The following is a 19792-nucleotide window of genomic DNA, read 5'->3' as shown; positions in this document are numbered from 1 at the left end:
CGGGCTTTTCTTACATTTTGAATCTTGTTATATTATCTGAAAGTTCAAACAATAACATCTGAGAAGGAGGAGTCTATATGGCTCTAAACAAGCAGAAGTTGAAAAGCAATGATTGCCCGTACTGCACAGGAAAAGGTTATTTTCAATTGTTGCTTGGCGGCTCAGAAACATGCGATCATTGTCAAGGTTCTGGTAAAAATCACCATACTAAATAAAATAGTTTATGAATTAACACTTGGTAAATATTACTAAGTGTTTTCTTTTTGCGTTTTATAGTGATGAAGTACTTTTCCTGTAATAACATTTTTTATATTAAAAAGGGGAAAGAATTGACGGAATGAGCAGAATTAAGTACACTTAAATTTGATTATTTGGGGGTGACAACACCAATGTTAAGCTTACCACAGCTCATTATTGCGTTTGTATTATATTTCGTTTTATTTTTTGGAATTGGATTTATCCTAAATATGCTTCTTCGTTCAACTTGGACAATGGCAGTGATATATCCTGTCGTTATTTTCTTTATTGTGAATGACACAAGCTTAGGAGCTTATTTTTCCCAACCTGGACAAGCTTTTTCAGATTTTGGATCTCAGCTAGTCGCTTTAAAAACGGCTGATATTATTATATTAGCGGCAGGGATGGGAGGAGCGATCCTTTCAGGTATTGCTAATAGGATGTTAAGAAACCGAGGTTACCAAATGTTCTAAGCTTTCCTTTTAGGGAAGCTTTTTTATTTTACTCTAGGTGAAATTTGGGTAAGTGAATAATTCTTTTACCCTCTTCTTTATCGTAGAACCTATTACATAAAATATCATTTCAGTTTATTATCAAAAAATAGTCGTACTCCTCTCGTTTTTTCATTCATTCCTTTAATTTCCAACGATTAATCGTATAAAAATGACGGAATGTGGAAAGGATGTCAAGATGAGAGGAGTGAAATAAAGAATGTTAAACATGAAAAGACAAAAGAAACGATTCGCAATCGCGATATTGTTTTTTAGTGCTATGTTTACAACGTTCTCTACTTTATCAAATGTAAATGCTGAACAAATGAAAGATTGGTTAATGGAAAAAGACCCTTTTTGGGATCGACGCCCTGTAACAATGTATGGTCATGATTTAGAAGGTAGAGAAACTGCTTTAAAGAGTAGAAATTTACCACTTGCTTATCAAGAGAGCAAGGTCATGTCTCATGAAGCGATTGAAGGTCAGCCTGTATCTTTGGATGAAATAGACGATTGGTCAAAGTACCCTTCTGTTGAAGTAGTTGCAACCGGATATACTGCGGGTTATGAATCAACTGGAAAAACAGAAAACCATCCACAGTATGGTGTAACCTTTTCCGGAGCAACTGTAAAAAGAGATTTATATTCAACGATTGCAGCAGACCCTAGTGTATTCCCGATTGGAACAATTTTATTTATCCCTGGTTACGGCTATGGTGTTGTTGCAGATACTGGTTCAGCTATAAAAGGAAATAAAATCGACCTTTATTATGAAACAGTCGAAGATGTTTATAATGAATGGGGAAAACAGTCAGTAGAGGTATTTGTTATCGAACGTGGGGATGGTCAAGTAACTGACGAGGATTTACTGAATCTTAATGAAGACGAAGCAGTTCAAGTTTTCCGAAGACAATTATCATTCGTTGATGCATCTTGATAGATGGATGCAAACGTACACATATAGCGAGGCTAACAATTTCCAAGAGATTGTTAGCCTTTTTTCATCGTTTAGGAAACTACACTAGCGTTGCATAAAATAAAATTCAATTTGTCAAGTTATTAGCGCCATGTAATTAAATGGGATTTATGGCAATTTCAAGTCTTTATGGATGCAAAAAAACTCCTTATAATTAGGTGGACAACGAAGATAGGTAGTCCTGTCCAAATCCTAATAATAAGGAGCTCAATCATGGACAAGAATACCATAAAAACAGTTTTAAAGGAATACATCCACCCGATTAATGAAAAAGTTTTTTCGGCAATGGTGGATCAAATGGAATTAGATAAATATACGAAAAAGCTCGATTGTCTCACATTCACAAAGGTATTTATCTATGCCGAATTGCTTCAAATAGATAGCCTTAAAAAAATTAGTTTCTAGGTAAAGCATAAAAAAAGATTGCAACGAGAACTAGGGTTAAGAAGTATTAGTAAATCACAACTTTCGAGAAAACTTTCAGACCTCCCACCAGAAATCTTCCAGGCTGTTATGCACCATCTCGTTCAACAGATTCACCAGGAATATGGGAAGAAAAAAGGAGAGCAATTATTAAAAAAAATTCATCTCATTGAGTCTTCGACCCTCTCTTTAACAATCAGCCAATATCGATGGGCAGATTTCCGAGAAACCAAAGCTGGCGTAAAAATTCATTCTCGTGTGGTTTTTTATGATGGAGAAACCGCTCCAGGTGAGATCATTGTCACCTCTGCAAGACCGGCAGATCTCACGCAATTGGATAACTTAATGGTGATAGAAAAAGATGCACTCCACGTCTTTGACCGAGGTTACTTTAGCTACTCAAAATTTGACTACTACTGTAGTAAGAACATTCGATTTTGTACACGAATAAAGGACAACACAGTCATTAAAGTGATTGAAGAGCTTCCCGTTGATCCATCTTCTGATATTGATCGTGAAGCTGTGGTCAAACTAGGAAACTTCGTATAGCATACATTATACGAGTTATACGAGAAAAGCGTGTCGTTTAAAGGTACTCTCCTAGAAATGATTGAATTCATAGGTGAGGACTGGTGGAGAAGCTTCTCCGTATTCATAAAGGAGCTATTTCGAAAACCAGATCGAACGTCAGCTGGTAGACAGAAGCTTGATCATGAGAAAGTTTTTCAAGAAACCGTGAAACAATTCGAACAAGCAGAGATTGAACATTTGAATGATTTAACATATGACCCTATCATCTAAAAACATTTGGTAAAAAGTGGATAAGGACTACCTTCGTAAGCCCCCCTTATCCTTTTGACTCTTTACCTCCAAAATACTATAAACTGAATATTCAGAATAACCATAAAAAGGAATATTATGGATGGCTTAACCAGCCGTTTTATGGTTGACATTATAAGAAAATTTTAATGCAACGCTAGTGAGGAAACTATAGATATAGATCTTGTGGATAAGTTCTCGAAATAGTTGTTATGTCTAGCTCAGCGACGAGCGTTCACATCAGGAATAAGCTTCGAGTTGTCTCAACGGACAGGACGTCCTAATGCCGGGCATGCCACAGGACGTGGCGTATTGCCCGGTTGACGGATATGCTTCGGAGCATTGCTAGTAGAGGAAGAGACAGCTATTTCCTTCGCTCGAGGTCACTTCGCCCTGTCAATTGAAGTCTAAGATCGGACTTCTTCTTTCCAGGCCTCCAGTGCTTGCTCCTGCGGTTACTCGTCGCAGGTAAAGAGTGTCGCTCGTGTGCAAGGCGCTTGCGCTTTTGTTCCTAAGTAAGAAAGTATAAAATTTCAATCTCTCGATTGCTGTCTAGACTAGCAGGCACGAGCGTTTCCTACACGAGCTTCCACACGGATGTGGTGACTTCGGCGTTCCCGCAGGACGCGGGGGTTTTAGCCGAAGATCTTATCTTGCCAGTAGTCTCGTCGGACAGGACGTCCTAATGCCGGGCATGCCACAGGACGTGGCGTATTGTCCGGTTGACGGATCTAGCTTCAAAGTGATACTAGAAGAGGAAGAGACAGCAGTTTTCAGCTCGAGGTCGTTCGCCCCGCCATTTAAAGTTTAAGTTCGGACTTCTTCCTGTCGGGACTCCAGCGCCTTGCGCTCTTCTTATGAAAGATTTTTGTTGTAACCTTAGTTAATGTAAAAGTGCATGTAAAATTAACGTTAAGATAATTCCTAACAGACCTCCGAAAAACACTTCAATTGGTTGATGTCCTAATAATTCTTTTAATTCTTTTCTCTTCTCTTGTTCTTCCTTATTTGGCCAATGCTTCATTTCCTCAACCATTTTATTAAAATCGAGCACTAACCTGTTTAAAACAGTTGCTTGCTCACCAGCATGTCTCCGAACCCCGGTTGCGTCAAACATGACAATAATCCCGAATATAGCTGAAATGGCAAATAAGTGCGAATCTAGACCGTGTTCTAATGCAATAGCTGTGGAGAGTGCAGTCACAGCCCCTGAATGTGAGCTTGGCATTCCGCCAGTACTAGTGAGGAGAGTCCAATCAAATTTTCGTGATGCGATATATTGCAGCGGTACTTTAATAAATTGGGCAAATCCAATCGCGAAAAGAGCAGCCCAGAGCGGGAAGTTAGTGAATAATTCCATTATGATCCTATGTCCTTTCCTTGTTCTTAAGGTGAATTTTTTAAGTAATAATAAACATGCTGACAGTCATGTCTGATGGAAACTGTTCATATATTTTCTTTACCCAGATTTTTATCGTTCAAAAATGAAAAAAGTCATTTCGTAAATGTTCGTTCATTTCTTCAGTGTTTGTTTATTATAACAAATTATTTAAATATTGATGAGAGTATTTCACGATGATTATCTGTTTTCTTATTATATGAAGAAGTATTCCCGCAACATGTACGATAAAATGATTTGATGATTTACTTTATCAGATAGTAGATCTCTTCTATTATAAGGTATCGTCGGAATCCTCGGATTAAGGGATTTTCGATTTACTCGCTGCTTTTAGACGGATAGGCCACCTAATTAATCGTAAATAGCTTTGAGAAATTTTAATATAGCCCATATAATTACCATTAAAAAATTTATGTTTAAATGGATCGAATTTCGGCTATTCGAAATTAGAATGTGATATTTGAGCATATGGCATCTATTAGAAGGTGAGGTGAGGATTTCTTCATTGTGACTATCCAATGTAAGGTCAGTGTAATATTTACAGAATAATCACGCTAAATGTAAAGCAATCCCTTTTGTAACAATTGGCCCATTGATATAACATATTTAATAGAGGCTCACTCGGAAAAAATAATGTAAACAAACTTGATTGTACATAAATGAAGGGTTTCATGCGGTATTACTCTCCAGCTAAATACCAAGTAAACAAGGCGGATAACTATGAAAACGCCTTTTATCTCAGGAAAAGGAGGCTAGGGCGTTGAAAAGTATTAAAAAGTGGCTAAGTATTATTTTTCGTGCTTTAGATGCAGGACTTCATACGGTAGAAAAATTTATTTTAAGCTGGTCGATCCTCATTATTACATTTATGACAGTTGGTAATGTCATAAATCGAATGATTACAGGTCAGAGCTGGCACTTTGCAGCTGAAATTAGCCGCTTGTCGATCATTGTTGCAACATTTATGGGGATAAGTTATGCAGCAAGAAAAGGAAGACATATTAGTATGTCTGCATTTTTTGATATTTCTCCTAAAAGGATAAAAAAAGTGTTAGCGATTGTTAACCCTCTCGTAACTGCTATTATCTTATTTGTTATGAGTTATTATGCGTATGATTACACGAAGGGTGTGTATGAAACAGGACGGACGACTGCAGCACTTGAATTTCCTTTCTGGCTCATGGTCGTAGCACTGCCAGTCGGAATGTTTATAGGCGGCATCCAGTTTTTACGAAATATGTGGGTCAATATCGTGAATAAAGAAGTTTATTTAGCTGAAGAAAAAAAGGATTATGATGAACAATAAACTAAAAATGTGAGGAATTAATTATGGCTTGGACAATGCTAGCAATTATGATTATTTTATTGCTTATGGGTTTGCCGATGATGATTCCATTAATAGTCGGTCCTCTCGTCATCCTATTTTTCTTCATGGATGGGCTGGATCCTACCATTATGATTCAACAAATGGTAGAAGGGATCTCATCATACGTATTACTTGCTGTTCCATTATTTATTTTTGCGGCAGATATTATGGCAACTGGACGAACCTCAAACCGGTTACTTGATTTTGTAGGAGCGTTCGTCGGACACCTTCGTGGTGGATATGCGATTACAACAGCTGCAGCATGTACGTTATTCGGTTCAATCTCTGGATCGACACAAGCTACCGTTGTTGCAATTGGTAAACCGATGAGGGAACGGTTATTGAAGGTAGGATATAAAGATTCGAGTGCAATTGCATTGATCATAAACGCCAGTGATGTAGCATTGCTTATCCCACCAAGTATAGGGATGATCATATACGCTTTAGTGACTGGTACTTCGGTAGGGGATCTTTTCGTAGCGGGGATTGGTCCTGGATTACTTATTTTTATATTTTTTGCAACGTACGCCTTTATTCATGCGAAAATGCATAATATTCCTTTAGCTGACAAACTGCCTTGGAGACAGCGAGGGAGTGTTACATTAAAGGCGCTGCTACCGTTAGGGTTTCCAGTCATCATTATCTATGGGATTTACGGCGGACATTTTACACCGACTGAGGCAGCAGGGATTTCAGTTCTGTATGCAATTATTTTAGAAGTTATCTTTTTCCGCTCAATAAAACTGAAGCAATTACCGAATATCGCTTTATCATCTGGGATTGTTACATCAGCAGTATTCGTGTTAGTTGCTGGAGGGCAAGCATTTTCATGGGTCATTTCATTTGCGAGAATCCCTCGACAAATGACAGATGCAGTTTTAGGTACGGACCCTTCAGCTTTATACGTATTGTTAATTGTTGCGTTATTTTTCTTCATAGGCTGTATGTTTGTTGATCCGATAGTTGTTATTTTAATTTTAACACCGATATTTGCTCCGGTAGCTTTTGAGGCAGGTGTTGACCCTGTTCATTTAGGGGTTGTCATTACATTCCAGGCAGCGTTAGGTTCAGCAACACCGCCTTTTGGAGTTGATATATTTACGGCTAGCGCCGTTTTCAACAAATCCTATTTGGATGTTATACGTGGAACACCGCCGTATATCATTATGTTACTGATCGTCGGCATGCTAGTTATACTGTTTGAAGATATTTCGCTATTCCTGATTAAATTATTTTAATTATGAGTAAATAGGAAAGAAAGCGAAAATCTTTAAAATAAATTTTTGATGGGGGTATTTACAACATGTTTAAAAAGAAAGGTTTATTCGCTAGTATATTATCACTTAGTCTCGTATTAGCTGCTTGTGGTGGCGGTGATGATGACGACACGAATGGTGATAATGGAGACACAGGTGACGATACTGATGAAGGAGCTGCTGAAGAAGTAGAAGCACAAGAATGGCGCTTCGTTACTGAAGAAACAGAAGGCCAAGTACAAAATGTATACGCTGAAGAATTTGCAGATTTAGTCCATGAAAAATCAGATGGACAAATTACAATTGACGTATATGGCTTTGGTGAGTTAGGAAGTGAAGTCGACTCTGTAGAATCTCTTGCTAATGGAGTTGTAGAATTTGCCATTATTTCACCAGGTTTTACGGGAACACTCGTACCTGAAGGGAATATCTTTGCACTTCAATTCTTATTCCCGGATGATCAAGAATTAAGTCAGCAAATTTTAAATGAAAGTGAAGCGATTAATGGTCTCCTTCGAGAAAAGTATGAAGAGCAAAACATTTTACCTTTAGCATTTTGGACTGAGGGTGCGATGCAATGGACTGGAAGCTCACCGCTTCATAACCCAGATGACTTTAACGGTTTCCAAATGAGAACACAAGAGTCTCCGTTAATTTTAGAATCTTATGAAGCATACGGTGCGAACCCGACAGCGATGAGCTGGGGAGAACTGTACACTGGCCTTTCACAAGGTGCTGTTGACGGGCAAGAAAACCCAATCTTTTTCATTGAAGATGCGAACTTCCATGAAGTACAAGATCACTTAACAATTTCTAACCATAACATGTATGTTACGATGACGACTGTAAACCCAGACTTCTATCATGGACTAGATGATGCAACAAGAGCGATTGTTGATGAAGCAGTCGAAGAAATGAGAGATCGCGCATTCGAAATTCAGGAAGAACAGAATGGTGCTGCTTTAGACTTGATTGAAGCTGCAACAGATACACCTACGGAAGTATATGAGCTTTCTGAAGATGAGCGTGAGCAGTTCCGTGAGTTAGCAGTAGATGTACGTGACTACTTCCGTGAAAACGGTGGAGATGACGCTGAAGAAATATTAGACTTACTAATAGAAGAAATAGAAGCAGCGCAATAATATAACTAAAGCACCCCCCTTAGCCTAGCCTAAGGGGGGATTGTTTTGCCAAAAAGTTCGGGTACCAGGTCCCCGAACTTTTTATGAATAGTATTGACAAAGCGGGGGAATGGTGGCATAATTATCACTGTTTTTATTAATATTTTATTTCGATAAAGTGATAAAGAAATAAAGTGAAGTCGTTTAGTATTTTTTTTTGGAGAGTAGGAGGCGGAATGATGAACGCGGTTGTAATTGCAGTTTTAGTGATGATTGTGTTGAGCTTACTTCGAATACATGTCGTTGTTGCGTTATTAGTAGGTGCATTAGCTGGCGGATTAGCAGCCGGATTTACGATGATTGAAACAATTGGGATTTTTACAAATGGATTAGGAACGAATGCAAATGTGGCATTAAGTTATGCGTTGCTAGGTGCGTTTGCTGTAGCAATTAATTATACAGGATTACCGAACTTACTCGTAAAAGGTGCGATTCGAATTGTTGGGAAAAAAGGTGAGGAAAGGCGTAAAACACTTACGAAAGTATTTATTTTACTCACCATTACTTTTATTGCATGTTTGTCTCAAAATGCCGTACCGGTGCACATAGCTTTCATTCCAATATTGGTTCCGCCACTTTTAAAAGTATTTAATGAGCTTGCGCTGGATCGCCGTGCTACAGCAACCGCTTTAACTTTTGGGCTGAAGGCTCCTTATATACTAATACCAGCTGGATATGGGCTGATTTTTCATGAAATCGTCGTCGAAAATATGAATGACAGTGGAGCATCTGTTGAAATGGGAATGATTCCTCAAGCGATGATTATTCCAGTAATCGGAATGTTTGCGGGCCTATTGTTTGCGATTTTTGTTTCATACAGGAAACCACGAGAGTATGAAAATAAAGAGCTTTCAGAGCAAACGAATACTGAAAATGAAGATTCATATTCAGTACCAGGTGTCATTCTAGGTGTCTTTTCTATTATCACAGTTCTATATGTACAAGTTGAAACAGAAAGCATGGTTTTAAGTTCTCTTTTTGGTTTATTAATATTATATGTCTATTTTATGATTCTTCACTTTCAAAAAAAGCTTTCCTTGCATATGTCGGTTGACTTAATGACTGACGGAATGAAAATGTTAGCATTTATTGCTTTTGTGATGATCGCAGCGGGAGGATTTGCAGAGGTTATTAGAGAAACGGGGCATGTAGATCTCCTTGTAAATGCCACAGCAGAAAGAATTGGCGGAAACTTGGCAATTGGTGCATTATTTATGCTTATTATCGGTTTATTTATTACGATGGGCATTGGATCTTCTTTTTCTACTATACCAATCATTGCTGTCATATTTGTCCCTTTGGCAGAATCGATAGGGTTTAGTCCGATGGCAACAATTGCACTAATCGGTACAGCTGGAGCATTAGGTGATGCAGGATCACCTGCATCTGACAGTACGTTAGGTCCTACAGCAGGTCTGAATGCAGATGGTCAGCATAATCATATTTGGGATACATGTGTACCTACATTTCTTCATTTTAATGTGCCTCTGATCATATTTGGCTGGTTGGCAGCTATGGTATTATAATGAAATTGAAAACGACCGTAATGTTTTTGTGAAAAAATGTTACGGTTTTTTACATTTGTGAAACTTTTTTAGAACATCATTCGTCTAATATAATAGAAGAATTTAATGAGTGGTGAGAAAAATATGAGTCGTACAACGAAAGTAAGAATGATATTTACCTTTATTTTAGTTAGCGTATGCTCTATTTACATATATACTTCTTTGTCGTCTTCAACAACACCAGCAGTGCACGGAGAGGAAGTCAAATTACAGTACTATGAGATTCTAGATCATGTAGAGGGTTTATATAGTAATCACAGTCAATTAGAAGGAAAATATTATAATGAAGAATTTTCCGATAAGGATGAAATAAAAAACTACTTATCTGAATACATGACAGAAAAAGCTTCCTATAAAGTGATCGATGAATTGTTTAAAGAGGAAGACCGAGCTTTATATAATGAATCGTTGCAAGAGTACTTGAAAGAACGAGACCCTGTTTTGCGGTCTGGAGAAGGAGAAACTTCGTTCTACTCTACTGTAAAACAAACAATTATTAATCCAGGATTGAAATTTGTTTTTGAAGAGGATATACAAGTAGAAATTAGTAATAATGAAGTTGTGTTGGAAGTAACTGATGCACCAGTTTATTTCTATGATCATGCTGATGTGAATACAAATAACTATGAAAGATATGGGTACCCATCTGAAGATAAAATATCTGTGAAGTTTTCTTTTGTGGAAAAAGATGGGCAGTTACTGTTAGACGATTATAAAATAAAAACAGAAAATGTAACTTCATAATAAAAAAGGAGAGTGAAGCCTATAAATGGTTTCACTCTCCTTTTTTATTATATGATTATGCTGATCGTTGCTTTGTTTGAAGGTTAGATGATGAATGAATGGCTCGAACTAATTGTGGAGACAATGTTGCAGCGAATACAGTTAAAACAGCATCTTTCACAAAAAATGGTCCCATTCCTAGGGCGGTGGCGACTAATGTCGCTTCGCTGACACCTAAGACGTTAACAGTGTACACATATAAATATGGGACACCGAATCCATAGTTTATCAATAGCCCGATAATTGATGCGAACAGGTATACAGGAAATGATGGCTTTTCAACTCTTTCAACAATAAATCCAACTGCGAATGCTAATAAGATAAAAGATAAAATAAAACCAAAGGTCGGAGAGCCGATAATATGTAAACCTCCTTGAAACCCTGCAAAAACAGGTACACCAATTAAACCTACAATAGCATATCCGATCATAGAAAAAGTACCAACTTTTTTACCTAAAAGTATACCAGCAAATATAGCAATAACTGTTTGGAATGTTAGTGGTACTGTTCCAATTGTGATGAAAGCCGTTAAATTAGCTCCGATTGCCATTAGGGCAATGAACATTGCTGCTTTCGTTAATTCAATGACACTAAACATAGATTTGTTTTCTTTTGACATACTCATAAAGATCCTCCTCATAAGATGTTAACTTATTAATAATACCAGTTAACAATATAATAGATTTAAGAACAACCTAATGTCAACCAATAAATGAAACAGGTAAACAATCTTTTATTTACTAACCTCGTTTCTTCATTTAGAAAAAGAGTCTGGGACAAAACCCAGTTAAAACGAGTGCCCCTCACTGTTTAGTTGATAAGAGTCATTTTTTATCTAATTGGGAATTATATTTTGGGGTTAATTATTCAAAAAAGACTCTCTTGCACTCAAGAGCACAAGTGCGACATCTACTCATGCTGTACTTTGTTTGTATTCGTAGTGTCCTCTTTGCCACGGGGAAGGTCGGGGTAAAATCGCCAGATGGATCTTCTGCTCCTGCGGTTACTCGTCGCAGACTCCATGCTTCTTCCTCTGCTCCTGCGGTTACTCGTCGCAGACTCCATGCTTCTTCCTCTGCTCCTGCGGTTACTCGTCGCAGACTCCATGCTTCTTCCTCTGCTCCTGCGGTTACTCGTCGCAGACTCCATGCTTCTTCCTCTGCAAGATTAATCGAAGAAGGGAATGCGTCGAAGCAGCTCATAGAGAAATCAGAGAAGAGTCGCTCGTTGCTCCTGCGGTTACTCGTCGCAGAAAAACCGTTGCTCCTGCTCCACTTTGTTTGCTCGTCGCAGAAGAGAAGGCTATAGTTTTTCTCGTAGCGTCTCGTCACTTTTGAACGCTCAACAGATAAACCTTCAGGTTTTAAAAAGGATACCTTCCTTCTAATAAGTGAGTCACCACAACATAAAGGAATCGGAGGTATCCGTATGTTTAAAGATTATAAGATGAATCAAGTTATTTTGCCGATGGATTTAGCCTATAAACTTTAGGAAAATGATATCGCTTTTGCTGTGAATGATATGGTAGAAGCTATTCCCAATGAAGCATTCAGTGGATTTTTGATAAGCTTGAGGTGTCCAGGATTTACTGGGCCAGTGTTTCGTTCAATTCCGTTGTGAGCTTGTTAAAAAAAAGGTGATTAAAGATGAGGCAATCTTCATTGGTGGTACAAAGATTGAGGCAAAACAGCACCGTAAGAAGTTTTTTATAATGTCTTTATTTTATTTTCATCATTTTAGACGGACTCTTTCACTCCAGAGCACAAGTGCGATATCTACTCGTGTTGGACTTCATTTGAATTCGGTGAAAAACAAGGATTCCGATATATAATAGAAGCTTTTCATTAATAAGAAAAAATTTAAAATAACCACTTGACCAAAATGGAGATGGTATTTATAATAGATCAAGTCGCGTTACAGAAGACTAAATGTAGATAAAAAAACAAAAAAAATAATCTTGCATTTCTAATGTTATTGTGATATATTATTATTCGTCGCTGTTAATAACCAGCAACAAAAAAACAAAAAAGTTATTGACAAATACAGTGGTTAAATGTTATATTTAAAAAGTCGCTGTTAAACGACAAATATCGATTTGACCTTTGAAAACTAAACAAAAAGCCAAGCGAAATGGGATATGAAAATATCCCGTCAATGAAATTTTTTAATGTAAGAGTTAAGGTACATCGGCTAATAACATCACATCCTGTGATAACACCGATGTTAGCGCATTCGTGCGCGTCAAACTCGTTAGATCTTTAACAGATCACACTTTATTGGAGAGTTTGATCCTGGCTCAGGACGAACGCTGGCGGCGTGCCTAATACATGCAAGTCGAGCGGACCAACTAAGAGCTTGCTCTTAAGAGGTCAGCGGCGGACGGGTGAGTAACACGTGGGCAACCTGCCTTGCAGACTGGGATAACTCCGGGAAACCGGGGCTAATACCGGATGATCAATGGAACTGCATAGTTCTATTGTAAAAGTGGGGATTTATCCTCACACTGCAAGATGGGCCCGCGGCGCATTAGCTAGTTGGTAAGGTAATGGCTTACCAAGGCGACGATGCGTAGCCGACCTGAGAGGGTGATCGGCCACACTGGAACTGAGACACGGTCCAGACTCCTACGGGAGGCAGCAGTAGGGAATCATCCGCAATGGGCGAAAGCCTGACGGTGCAACGCCGCGTGAGTGATGACGGTCTTCGGATTGTAAAGCTCTGTTGTTAGGGAAGAACAAGTGCTGTTCGAATAGGGCGGCACCTTGACGGTACCTAACCAGAAAGCCCCGGCTAACTACGTGCCAGCAGCCGCGGTAATACGTAGGGGGCAAGCGTTGTCCGGAATTATTGGGCGTAAAGCGCGCGCAGGCGGTCTCTTAAGTCTGATGTGAAAGCCCACGGCTCAACCGTGGAGGGTCATTGGAAACTGGGGGACTTGAGTGTAGGAGAGGAAAGTGGAATTCCACGTGTAGCGGTGAAATGCGTAGATATGTGGAGGAACACCAGTGGCGAAGGCGACTTTCTGGCCTATAACTGACGCTGAGGCGCGAAAGCGTGGGGAGCAAACAGGATTAGATACCCTGGTAGTCCACGCCGTAAACGTTGAGTGCTAGGTGTTAGGGGTTTCGATGCCCTTAGTGCCGAAGTTAACACATTAAGCACTCCGCCTGGGGAGTACGGCCGCAAGGCTGAAACTCAAAGGAATTGACGGGGGCCCGCACAAGCAGTGGAGCATGTGGTTTAATTCGAAGCAACGCGAAGAACCTTACCAGGTCTTGACATCCTCTGACCACCCTAGAGATAGGGCTTTCCCCTTCGGGGGACAGAGTGACAGGTGGTGCATGGTTGTCGTCAGCTCGTGTCGTGAGATGTTGGGTTAAGTCCCGCAACGAGCGCAACCCTTGATCTTAGTTGCCAGCATTAAGTTGGGCACTCTAAGGTGACTGCCGGTGACAAACCGGAGGAAGGTGGGGATGACGTCAAATCATCATGCCCCTTATGACCTGGGCTACACACGTGCTACAATGGATGGTACAAAGGGCAGCGAGACCGCGAGGTTGAGCGAATCCCATAAAGCCATTCTCAGTTCGGATTGCAGGCTGCAACTCGCCTGCATGAAGCCGGAATTGCTAGTAATCGCGGATCAGCATGCCGCGGTGAATACGTTCCCGGGCCTTGTACACACCGCCCGTCACACCACGAGAGCTTGTAACACCCGAAGTCGGTGCGGTAACCTTTTGGAGCCAGCCGCCGAAGGTGGGACAGGTGATTGGGGTGAAGTCGTAACAAGGTATCCCTACCGGAAGGTGGGGATGGATCACCTCCTTTCTAAGGAGCATATAGCTCATTACTTTATCGACGTTTGCGCTTTTTGTTTAGTTTTGAGAGGTTATACTCTCAAAACCCTCTTTCTAACGAAAGAGCTTTTTATGTCCTTTGAAAACTAGATAACAGTAGAAAGACTGATTGATCTTCACCGGTTGTTTGAAGCGAATCCTAACGGATTCGAACGAGTACAACCGAGTGTCTTAGAAGGTTAAAAGACGCCATATGCAAAATTGCAAAACTCAAATTGAGTAGGTTTTGCAAGGAGGATCGAGTTGTTCAAGGAAGCAAGGAATTGAGCGACTGAGCGTATGAAATAGATACGTGACAGGAGCGAGAGACACAGCTGACACAGAAGAACGACGATCATCCGCCGCAAAATGGTTAAGTTATGAAGGGCGCACGGCGAATGCCTTGGCACTAGGAGCCGAAGAAGGACGGGACGAACACCGATATGCTTCGGGGAGCTGTAAGTAAGCTTTGATCCGAAGATTTCCGAATGGGGGAACCCACCACCTGTAATGAGGTGGTATCCATACCTGAATCCATAGGGTATGAGAAGGCAGACCTGGGGAACTGAAACATCTTAGTACCCAGAGGAAGAGAAAGAAACATCGATTTCCTGAGTAGCGGCGAGCGAAACGGAAAGAGCCCAAACCAAGAGGCTTGCCTCTTGGGGTTGTAGGACACTCCATACGGAGTTACAAAGAAACGGAGTAGATGAAGCGACCTGGAAAGGTCCGCGGGACAAGGTAAAAGCCCTGTAGTCGAAACTTCGTTTCCTCCGGAGTGGATCCTGAGTACGGCGGGACACGAGAAACCCCGTCGGAATCCGGGAGGACCATCTCCCAAGGCTAAATACTCCCTAGTGACCGATAGTGAACCAGTACCGTGAGGGAAAGGTGAAAAGCACCCCGGGAGGGGAGTGAAAGAGATCTTGAAACCGTGTGCCTACAAGTAGTCGGAGCCCGTTAATGGGTGACGGCGTGCCTTTTGTAGAATGAACCGGCGAGTTACGATTACGTGCAAGGTTAAGTTGAAAAGACGGAGCCGCAGCGAAAGCGAGTCTGAACAGGGCGAATGAGTACGTGGTTGTAGACCCGAAACCGTGTGATCTACCCATGTCCAGGGTGAAGTCCAGGTAACACTGGATGGAGGCCCGAACCCACGCACGTTGAAAAGTGCGGGGATGAGGTGTGGGTAGGGGTGAAATGCCAATCGAACTCGGAGATAGCTGGTTCTCCCCGAAATAGCTTTAGGGCTAGCCTCGAGGGAAGAGTATTGGAGGTAGAGCACTGATTGGACTAGGGGTCCCCACAGGATTACCGAATTCAGTCAAACTCCGAATGCCAAATACTTATCCTCGGGAGTCAGACTGCGAGTGCTAAGATCCGTAGTCAAGAGGGAAACAGCCCAGACCATCAGCTAAGGTCCCCAAGTATACGTTAAGTGGAAAAGGATGTGGAGTTGCTTAGACAACCAGGATGTTGGCTTAGAAGCAGCCATCATTGAAAGAGTGCGTAATAGCTCACTGGTCGAGTGACTCTGCGCCGAAAATGTACCGGGGCTAAACGTATCACCGAAGCTATGGATTGTCCTTACGGACAGTGGTAGGGGAGCGTTCCAAGGGCGTTGAAGCTCAACCGAGAGGATGGGTGGAGCGCTTGGAAGTGAGAATGCCGGTATGAGTAGCGAAAAGAGGGGTGAGAATCCCCTCCGTCGAAAGCCTAAGGTTTCCTGAGGAAGGCTCGTCCGCTCAGGGTTAGTCGGGACCTAAGCCGAGGCCGAAAGGCGTAGGCGATGGAAAACAGGTTGAAATTCCTGTACCACCACGTCACCGTTTGAACAACGGGGGGACGCAGGAAGGTAGGGTAAGCACGGCACTGGATGTCCGTGTCCAAGCAGTGAGGCTGGTAAGTAGGCAAATCCGCTTACCGTAAGGCTGAGCTGTGATGGCGAGCGAAATTTTAGTAGCGAAGTTCCTGATCCTACACTGCCTAGAAAAGCCTCTAGTGAGGTGACTGGTGCCCGTACCGCAAACCGACACAGGTAGGCGGGAAGAGAATTCTAAGACGCGCGGGAGAACTCTCGTTAAGGAACTCGGCAAAATGACCCCGTAACTTCGGGAGAAGGGGTGCTCTATTAGGGTGTATGCCCGAGAGAGCCGCAGTGAATAGGCCCAAACGACTGTTTATCAAAAACACAGGTCTCTGCCAAGCCGCAAGGCGACGTATAGGGGCTGACACCTGCCCGGTGCTGGAAGGTTAAGAGGAGGGGTTATCCCTTACGGGAGAAGCTCTGAATTGAAGCCCCAGTAAACGGCGGCCGTAACTATAACGGTCCTAAGGTAGCGAAATTCCTTGTCGGGTAAGTTCCGACCCGCACGAAAGGTGCAACGATTTGGGCACTGTCTCAACGAGAGACCCGGTGAAATTATATTACCTGTGAAGATGCAGGTTACCCGCGACAGGACGGAAAGACCCCATGGAGCTTTACTGTAGCTTGATATTGGATTTTGGTACAGCTTGTACAGGATAGGTAGGAGCCTTGGAAACCGGAGCGCCAGCTTCGGTGGAGGCATCGGTGGGATACTACCCTGGCTGTACTGGAATTCTAACCTCGAACCGTGATCCGGTTCAGGGACAGTGTCAGGTGGGCAGTTTGACTGGGGCGGTCGCCTCCTAAAGAGTAACGGAGGCGCCCAAAGGTTCCCTCAGAATGGTTGGAAATCATTCGCAGAGTGCAAAGGCATAAGGGAGCTTGACTGCGAGACATACAGGTCGAGCAGGGACGAAAGTCGGGCTTAGTGATCCGGCGGCACCGTATGGAAGGGCCGTCGCTCAACGGATAAAAGCTACCCTGGGGATAACAGGCTAATCTCCCCCAAGAGTCCACATCGACGGGGAGGTTTGGCACCTCGATGTCGGCTCATCGCATCCTGGGGCTGAAGTAGGTCCCAAGGGTTGGGCTGTTCGCCCATTAAAGCGGTACGCGAGCTGGGTTCAGAACGTCGTGAGACAGTTCGGTCCCTATCCGTCGCGGGCGTAGGAAATTTGAGAGGAGCTGTCCTTAGTACGAGAGGACCGGGATGGACACACCGCTGGTGTACCAGTTGTTCCGCCAGGAGCATCGCTGGGTAGCTACGTGTGGACGGGATAAGTGCTGAAAGCATCTAAGCATGAAGCCCCCCTCAAGATGAGATTTCCCATCACGTCAAGTGAGTAAGATCCCTCAGAGAAGATGAGGTTGATAGGTCTCATGTGGAAGCATGGCAACATGTGGAGCTGAGAGATACTAATCGATCGAGGGCTTAACCAATGTTTTATCAAACCTTCTAATACCGAAGGTCATCAGTCAAATGTTATCTAGTTTTGAGAGGATAAAGAAAAGTTGAATTGCCTTGTATGAGTAGGCAATGAAACAAGAGAACTTCTCAACATTTAAATAGTCCAGTGACGATAGCGGAGAGGTCACACCCGTTCCCATGCCGAACACGGAAGTTAAGCTCTCCAGCGCCGATGGTAGTTGGGGGATCTCCCCCTGTAAGAGTAGGACGTTGCTGGGCTAGTTACATACGGGGCCTTAGCTCAGCTGGGAGAGCGCCTGCTTTGCACGCAGGAGGTCAGCGGTTCGATCCCGCTAGGCTCCACCATCATATTTATCTTTTATTTGGCGGTGTAGCTCAGCTGGCTAGAGCGTACGGTTCATACCCGTGAGGTCGGGGGTTCGATTCCCTCCGCCGCTACCAAAATAAATTCGGAGGAGTACCCAAGTCTGGCTGAAGGGATCGGTCTTGAAAACCGACAGGGGCTTCACGGCCCGCGGGGGTTCGAATCCCTCCTCCTCCGCCATATTTTATTTTTAGGTCCCGTGGTGTAGCGGTTAACATGCCTGCCTGTCACGCAGGAGATCGCGGGTTCGATTCCCGTCGGGACCGCCATTATTATTAAACTTTAACAAAGCTTGAAGAGATTCGCAGCATATTGACAAGAACACGTGGAGGGGTAGCGAAGTGGCTAAACGCGGCGGACTGTAAATCCGCTCCCTCAGGGTTCGGCGGTTCGAATCCGTCCCCCTCCACCATTTTTTAGGGGTATAGTTTAATGGTAAAACGAAGGTCTCCAAAACCTTTGATGTGGGTTCGATTCCTACTACCCCTGCCATTTTATGGCGGTTGTGGCGAAGTGGTTAACGCACCGGATTGTGGTTCCGGCATTCGTGGGTTCGATTCCCATCAACCGCCCCATACAAAGAAGTAATAGGGCTATAGCCAAGCGGTAAGGCATCGGATTTTGATTCCGTGATTCGCAGGTTCGAATCCTGCTAGCCCTGCCAATAGATGCGGAAGTAGTTCAGTGGTAGAACACCACCTTGCCAAGGTGGGGGTCGCGGGTTCGAATCCCGTCTTCCGCTCCAGAGCGCCCGTAGCTCAATTGGATAGAGCGTTTGACTACGGATCAAAAGGTTAGGGGTTCGACTCCTCTCGGGCGCGCCATTATTATTTTAAAATAGATATATTATGCGGGTGTAGTTTAATGGTAAAACCTCAGCCACGAGCGAACCTTCACGAATAAGCTTCGAGTTGTCTCGACGGATAAAGCTGCAAAGCATGACTAGCAGAGGAAGAGACATGTAAGTGCGTGGTAATTATATAGAGGTTAAAGTAAATATATTATGCGGGTGTAGTTTAATGGTAAAACCTCAGCCTTCCAAGCTGATGACGAGGGTTCGATTCCCTTCACCCGCTCCATTTAATACATAAAATGGGCCTGTAGCTCAGCTGGTTAGAGCGCACGCCTGATAAGCGTGAGGTCGGTGGTTCAAGTCCACTCAGGCCCACCATTCCACAGTAGCTCAGTTGGTAGAGCAATCGGCTGTTAACCGATCGGTCGCAGGTTCGAGTCCTGCCTGTGGAGCCATTATTTGGAGAAGTACCCAAGTGGCTGAAGGGGCGCCCCTGCTAAGGGTGTAGGTCGTGTAAGCGGCGCGAGGGTTCAAATCCCTCCTTCTCCGCCACTTTAATTTTTTTTGGCCCGTTGGTCAAGTGGTTAAGACACCGCCCTTTCACGGCGGTAACAGGGGTTCGAATCCCCTACGGGTCACCATTTATTATTTTGAAATTGCATCAAATGAATAAGCTACGAGCCATTAGCTCAGTGACGAGCAAGACATCACCGAGCAAACAACGAGTTGTCTCGACGGATGAAACTACAAAGTACTACAAGTAGAGGAAGAGACAGGTAAGACGTCGAAGCAAAACATCGTCCGGAAGCTGCATGAAATTGCATCAAATGAATAAGCTACGAGCCATTAGCTCAGTTGGTAGAGCATCTGACTTTTAATCAGAGGGTCGAAGGTTCGAGTCCTTCATGGCTCACCATTTTTTAGACTTGTATAAACACAGGTCTTTTTATTTTTGTTTAAATTAGATTAATAGAACACCAGCGCCTCTATATCATTCCGAAAAGAAT

14 protein-coding genes, 16 tRNA genes, 3 rRNA genes and 1 pseudogene are annotated in these 19792 nt (G+C 42.6%); 32 read left to right on the top strand and 2 right to left on the bottom strand.

What is annotated here, in order from left to right:
• The first annotated feature begins 77 nt into the window (after positions 1-77).
• The 6 genes from CD001_RS26610 to CD001_RS27080 all read left to right on the top strand — a co-directional run bounded on the left by CD001_RS26610 (position 78) and on the right by CD001_RS27080 (position 2928).
• Positions 78-215 (top strand): YuiA family protein, encoded by a 138-nt coding sequence (locus tag CD001_RS26610; RefSeq protein ID WP_179298878.1) that lies wholly within the window; start codon positions 78-80, stop codon positions 213-215.
• A 174-nt stretch (positions 216-389) separates the two neighbouring features.
• Positions 390-710, top strand: a complete 321-nt coding sequence (locus CD001_RS23635; RefSeq protein ID WP_096190032.1) for a YuiB family protein — start codon at positions 390-392, stop codon at positions 708-710.
• A 238-nt stretch (positions 711-948) separates the two neighbouring features.
• Positions 949-1665: a 3D domain-containing protein gene (locus CD001_RS23630; protein WP_096190031.1), complete on the top strand. Its 717-nt coding sequence runs from the start codon at positions 949-951 to the stop codon at positions 1663-1665.
• 252 nt (positions 1666-1917) lie between these two features.
• Complete coding sequence (locus tag CD001_RS27090) at positions 1918-2109, top strand: DUF4372 domain-containing protein (RefSeq protein ID WP_257009923.1); 192 nt, start codon at positions 1918-1920, stop codon at positions 2107-2109.
• 18 nt (positions 2110-2127) lie between these two features.
• Positions 2128-2676: a transposase gene (locus CD001_RS27085; protein WP_096190029.1), complete on the top strand. Its 549-nt coding sequence runs from the start codon at positions 2128-2130 to the stop codon at positions 2674-2676.
• A gap of 57 nt (positions 2677-2733) precedes the next feature.
• Complete coding sequence (locus CD001_RS27080; RefSeq protein WP_096190028.1) at positions 2734-2928, top strand: hypothetical protein; 195 nt, start codon at positions 2734-2736, stop codon at positions 2926-2928.
• 901 nt (positions 2929-3829) lie between these two features.
• Here CD001_RS27080 and CD001_RS23610 read toward each other — a convergent pair.
• The gene (locus tag CD001_RS23610; protein WP_096190027.1) at positions 3830-4306 is read right to left on the bottom strand and encodes a divergent PAP2 family protein; all 477 of its coding nucleotides are present in this window, start codon (positions 4304-4306) and stop codon (positions 3830-3832) included.
• Positions 4307-5105: 799 nt separating this feature from the next.
• Between CD001_RS23610 and CD001_RS23605 the strand changes: the two genes are divergently transcribed.
• The 5 genes from CD001_RS23605 (at position 5106) to CD001_RS23585 (ending at position 10457) form a co-directional block, all read left to right on the top strand.
• A complete protein-coding gene (locus CD001_RS23605) occupies positions 5106-5651 on the top strand; it encodes a TRAP transporter small permease (RefSeq protein ID WP_096190026.1) in 546 nt (181 codons plus the stop codon).
• Between the two features lie 23 nt (positions 5652-5674).
• Positions 5675-6949 (top strand): TRAP transporter large permease, encoded by a 1275-nt coding sequence (locus CD001_RS23600; protein ID WP_096190025.1) that lies wholly within the window; start codon positions 5675-5677, stop codon positions 6947-6949.
• Between the two features lie 65 nt (positions 6950-7014).
• Complete coding sequence (locus CD001_RS23595; protein WP_096190024.1) at positions 7015-8109, top strand: DctP family TRAP transporter solute-binding subunit; 1095 nt, start codon at positions 7015-7017, stop codon at positions 8107-8109.
• Positions 8110-8327: 218 nt separating this feature from the next.
• Positions 8328-9674, top strand: a complete 1347-nt coding sequence (locus CD001_RS23590) for a Na+/H+ antiporter family protein (protein WP_096190023.1) — start codon at positions 8328-8330, stop codon at positions 9672-9674.
• 123 nt (positions 9675-9797) lie between these two features.
• The gene (locus CD001_RS23585; protein ID WP_142303637.1) at positions 9798-10457 is read left to right on the top strand and encodes a hypothetical protein; all 660 of its coding nucleotides are present in this window, start codon (positions 9798-9800) and stop codon (positions 10455-10457) included.
• Between the two features lie 55 nt (positions 10458-10512).
• Here CD001_RS23585 and CD001_RS23580 read toward each other — a convergent pair whose 3' ends face one another.
• Positions 10513-11121, bottom strand: coding sequence for a biotin transporter BioY (locus CD001_RS23580; RefSeq protein WP_257009922.1), 609 nt, complete (start codon positions 11119-11121; stop codon positions 10513-10515).
• Positions 11122-11396: 275 nt separating this feature from the next.
• Here CD001_RS23580 and CD001_RS26140 point away from each other — a divergent pair, with 275 nt between their 5' ends.
• The 21 genes and pseudogenes from CD001_RS26140 (at position 11397) to CD001_RS23480 (ending at position 19701) form a co-directional block, all read left to right on the top strand.
• Entirely contained in the window at positions 11397-11804 is a 408-nt protein-coding gene (locus CD001_RS26140; protein WP_142303636.1) for a hypothetical protein, read from the top strand.
• Between the two features lie 120 nt (positions 11805-11924).
• Positions 11925-12201, top strand: a pseudogene (locus CD001_RS27075) (hypothetical protein); the annotation flags it as partial.
• 568 nt (positions 12202-12769) lie between these two features.
• Positions 12770-14324 (top strand): 16S ribosomal RNA (locus CD001_RS23570).
• Positions 14325-14703: 379 nt separating this feature from the next.
• Positions 14704-17639, top strand: a 23S ribosomal RNA gene (locus CD001_RS23565).
• A 130-nt stretch (positions 17640-17769) separates the two neighbouring features.
• A 5S ribosomal RNA gene (gene rrf, locus CD001_RS23560) occupies positions 17770-17886 on the top strand.
• The 16S, 23S and 5S rRNA genes sit together here with 16 tRNA genes alongside, the layout of an rRNA operon.
• Positions 17887-17897: 11 nt before the next feature.
• Positions 17898-17973: transfer RNA gene (locus CD001_RS23555), tRNA-Ala, on the top strand.
• A 19-nt stretch (positions 17974-17992) separates the two neighbouring features.
• Positions 17993-18069: transfer RNA gene (locus CD001_RS23550), tRNA-Met, on the top strand.
• 10 nt (positions 18070-18079) lie between these two features.
• Positions 18080-18172 (top strand) — tRNA-Ser (locus CD001_RS23545).
• Between the two features lie 13 nt (positions 18173-18185).
• Positions 18186-18261, top strand: a tRNA-Asp gene (locus tag CD001_RS23540).
• Positions 18262-18319: 58 nt separating this feature from the next.
• Positions 18320-18404, top strand: a tRNA-Tyr gene (locus tag CD001_RS23535).
• Positions 18405-18410: 6 nt separating this feature from the next.
• Positions 18411-18484: transfer RNA gene (locus CD001_RS23530), tRNA-Trp, on the top strand.
• A gap of 7 nt (positions 18485-18491) precedes the next feature.
• A tRNA-His gene (locus tag CD001_RS23525) sits at positions 18492-18567 on the top strand.
• A 14-nt stretch (positions 18568-18581) separates the two neighbouring features.
• Positions 18582-18656, top strand: a tRNA-Gln gene (locus tag CD001_RS23520).
• Positions 18657-18662: 6 nt separating this feature from the next.
• Positions 18663-18737, top strand: a tRNA-Gly gene (locus CD001_RS23515).
• A gap of 2 nt (positions 18738-18739) precedes the next feature.
• Positions 18740-18816: transfer RNA gene (locus CD001_RS23510), tRNA-Arg, on the top strand.
• A 181-nt stretch (positions 18817-18997) separates the two neighbouring features.
• Positions 18998-19071, top strand: a tRNA-Gly gene (locus tag CD001_RS23505).
• Between the two features lie 15 nt (positions 19072-19086).
• A tRNA-Ile gene (locus CD001_RS23500) sits at positions 19087-19163 on the top strand.
• Position 19164: 1 nt separating this feature from the next.
• Positions 19165-19240 (top strand) — tRNA-Asn (locus CD001_RS23495).
• A 6-nt stretch (positions 19241-19246) separates the two neighbouring features.
• Positions 19247-19337: transfer RNA gene (locus CD001_RS23490), tRNA-Ser, on the top strand.
• A gap of 14 nt (positions 19338-19351) precedes the next feature.
• Positions 19352-19426 (top strand) — tRNA-Glu (locus tag CD001_RS23485).
• A gap of 199 nt (positions 19427-19625) precedes the next feature.
• Positions 19626-19701 (top strand) — tRNA-Lys (locus tag CD001_RS23480).
• Positions 19702-19792 lie beyond the last annotated feature (91 nt).

It is taken from the genome of Evansella halocellulosilytica, from assembly GCF_002335745.1.
Lineage (GTDB): Bacteria > Bacillota > Bacilli > Bacillales > Salisediminibacteriaceae > Bacillus_CA > Bacillus_CA halocellulosilytica.
Note: the sequence above shows the minus strand (reverse complement) of the source record. Positions and strands in the feature narration are given on the sequence as shown.

What these genes read in the sequence shown, in the direction of transcription:
- CD001_RS23610 (WP_096190027.1), bottom strand. Translation starts at nt 4,306, where the DNA reads ATGGAATTATTCACTAACTTCCCGCTCTGGGCTGCTCTTTTCGCGATT.
- CD001_RS23580 (WP_257009922.1), bottom strand. Translation starts at nt 11,121, where the DNA reads ATGAGTATGTCAAAAGAAAACAAATCTATGTTTAGTGTCATTGAATTA.
- CD001_RS23630 (WP_096190031.1), top strand. Translation starts at nt 949, where the DNA reads ATGTTAAACATGAAAAGACAAAAGAAACGATTCGCAATCGCGATATTG.
- CD001_RS23590 (WP_096190023.1), top strand. Translation starts at nt 8,328, where the DNA reads ATGAACGCGGTTGTAATTGCAGTTTTAGTGATGATTGTGTTGAGCTTA.
- CD001_RS23600 (WP_096190025.1), top strand. Translation starts at nt 5,675, where the DNA reads ATGGCTTGGACAATGCTAGCAATTATGATTATTTTATTGCTTATGGGT.
- CD001_RS26610 (WP_179298878.1), top strand. Translation starts at nt 78, where the DNA reads ATGGCTCTAAACAAGCAGAAGTTGAAAAGCAATGATTGCCCGTACTGC.
- CD001_RS27080 (WP_096190028.1), top strand. Translation starts at nt 2,734, where the DNA reads ATGATTGAATTCATAGGTGAGGACTGGTGGAGAAGCTTCTCCGTATTC.
- CD001_RS23585 (WP_142303637.1), top strand. Translation starts at nt 9,798, where the DNA reads ATGAGTCGTACAACGAAAGTAAGAATGATATTTACCTTTATTTTAGTT.
- CD001_RS27090 (WP_257009923.1), top strand. Translation starts at nt 1,918, where the DNA reads ATGGACAAGAATACCATAAAAACAGTTTTAAAGGAATACATCCACCCG.
- CD001_RS23635 (WP_096190032.1), top strand. Translation starts at nt 390, where the DNA reads ATGTTAAGCTTACCACAGCTCATTATTGCGTTTGTATTATATTTCGTT.
- CD001_RS23595 (WP_096190024.1), top strand. Translation starts at nt 7,015, where the DNA reads ATGTTTAAAAAGAAAGGTTTATTCGCTAGTATATTATCACTTAGTCTC.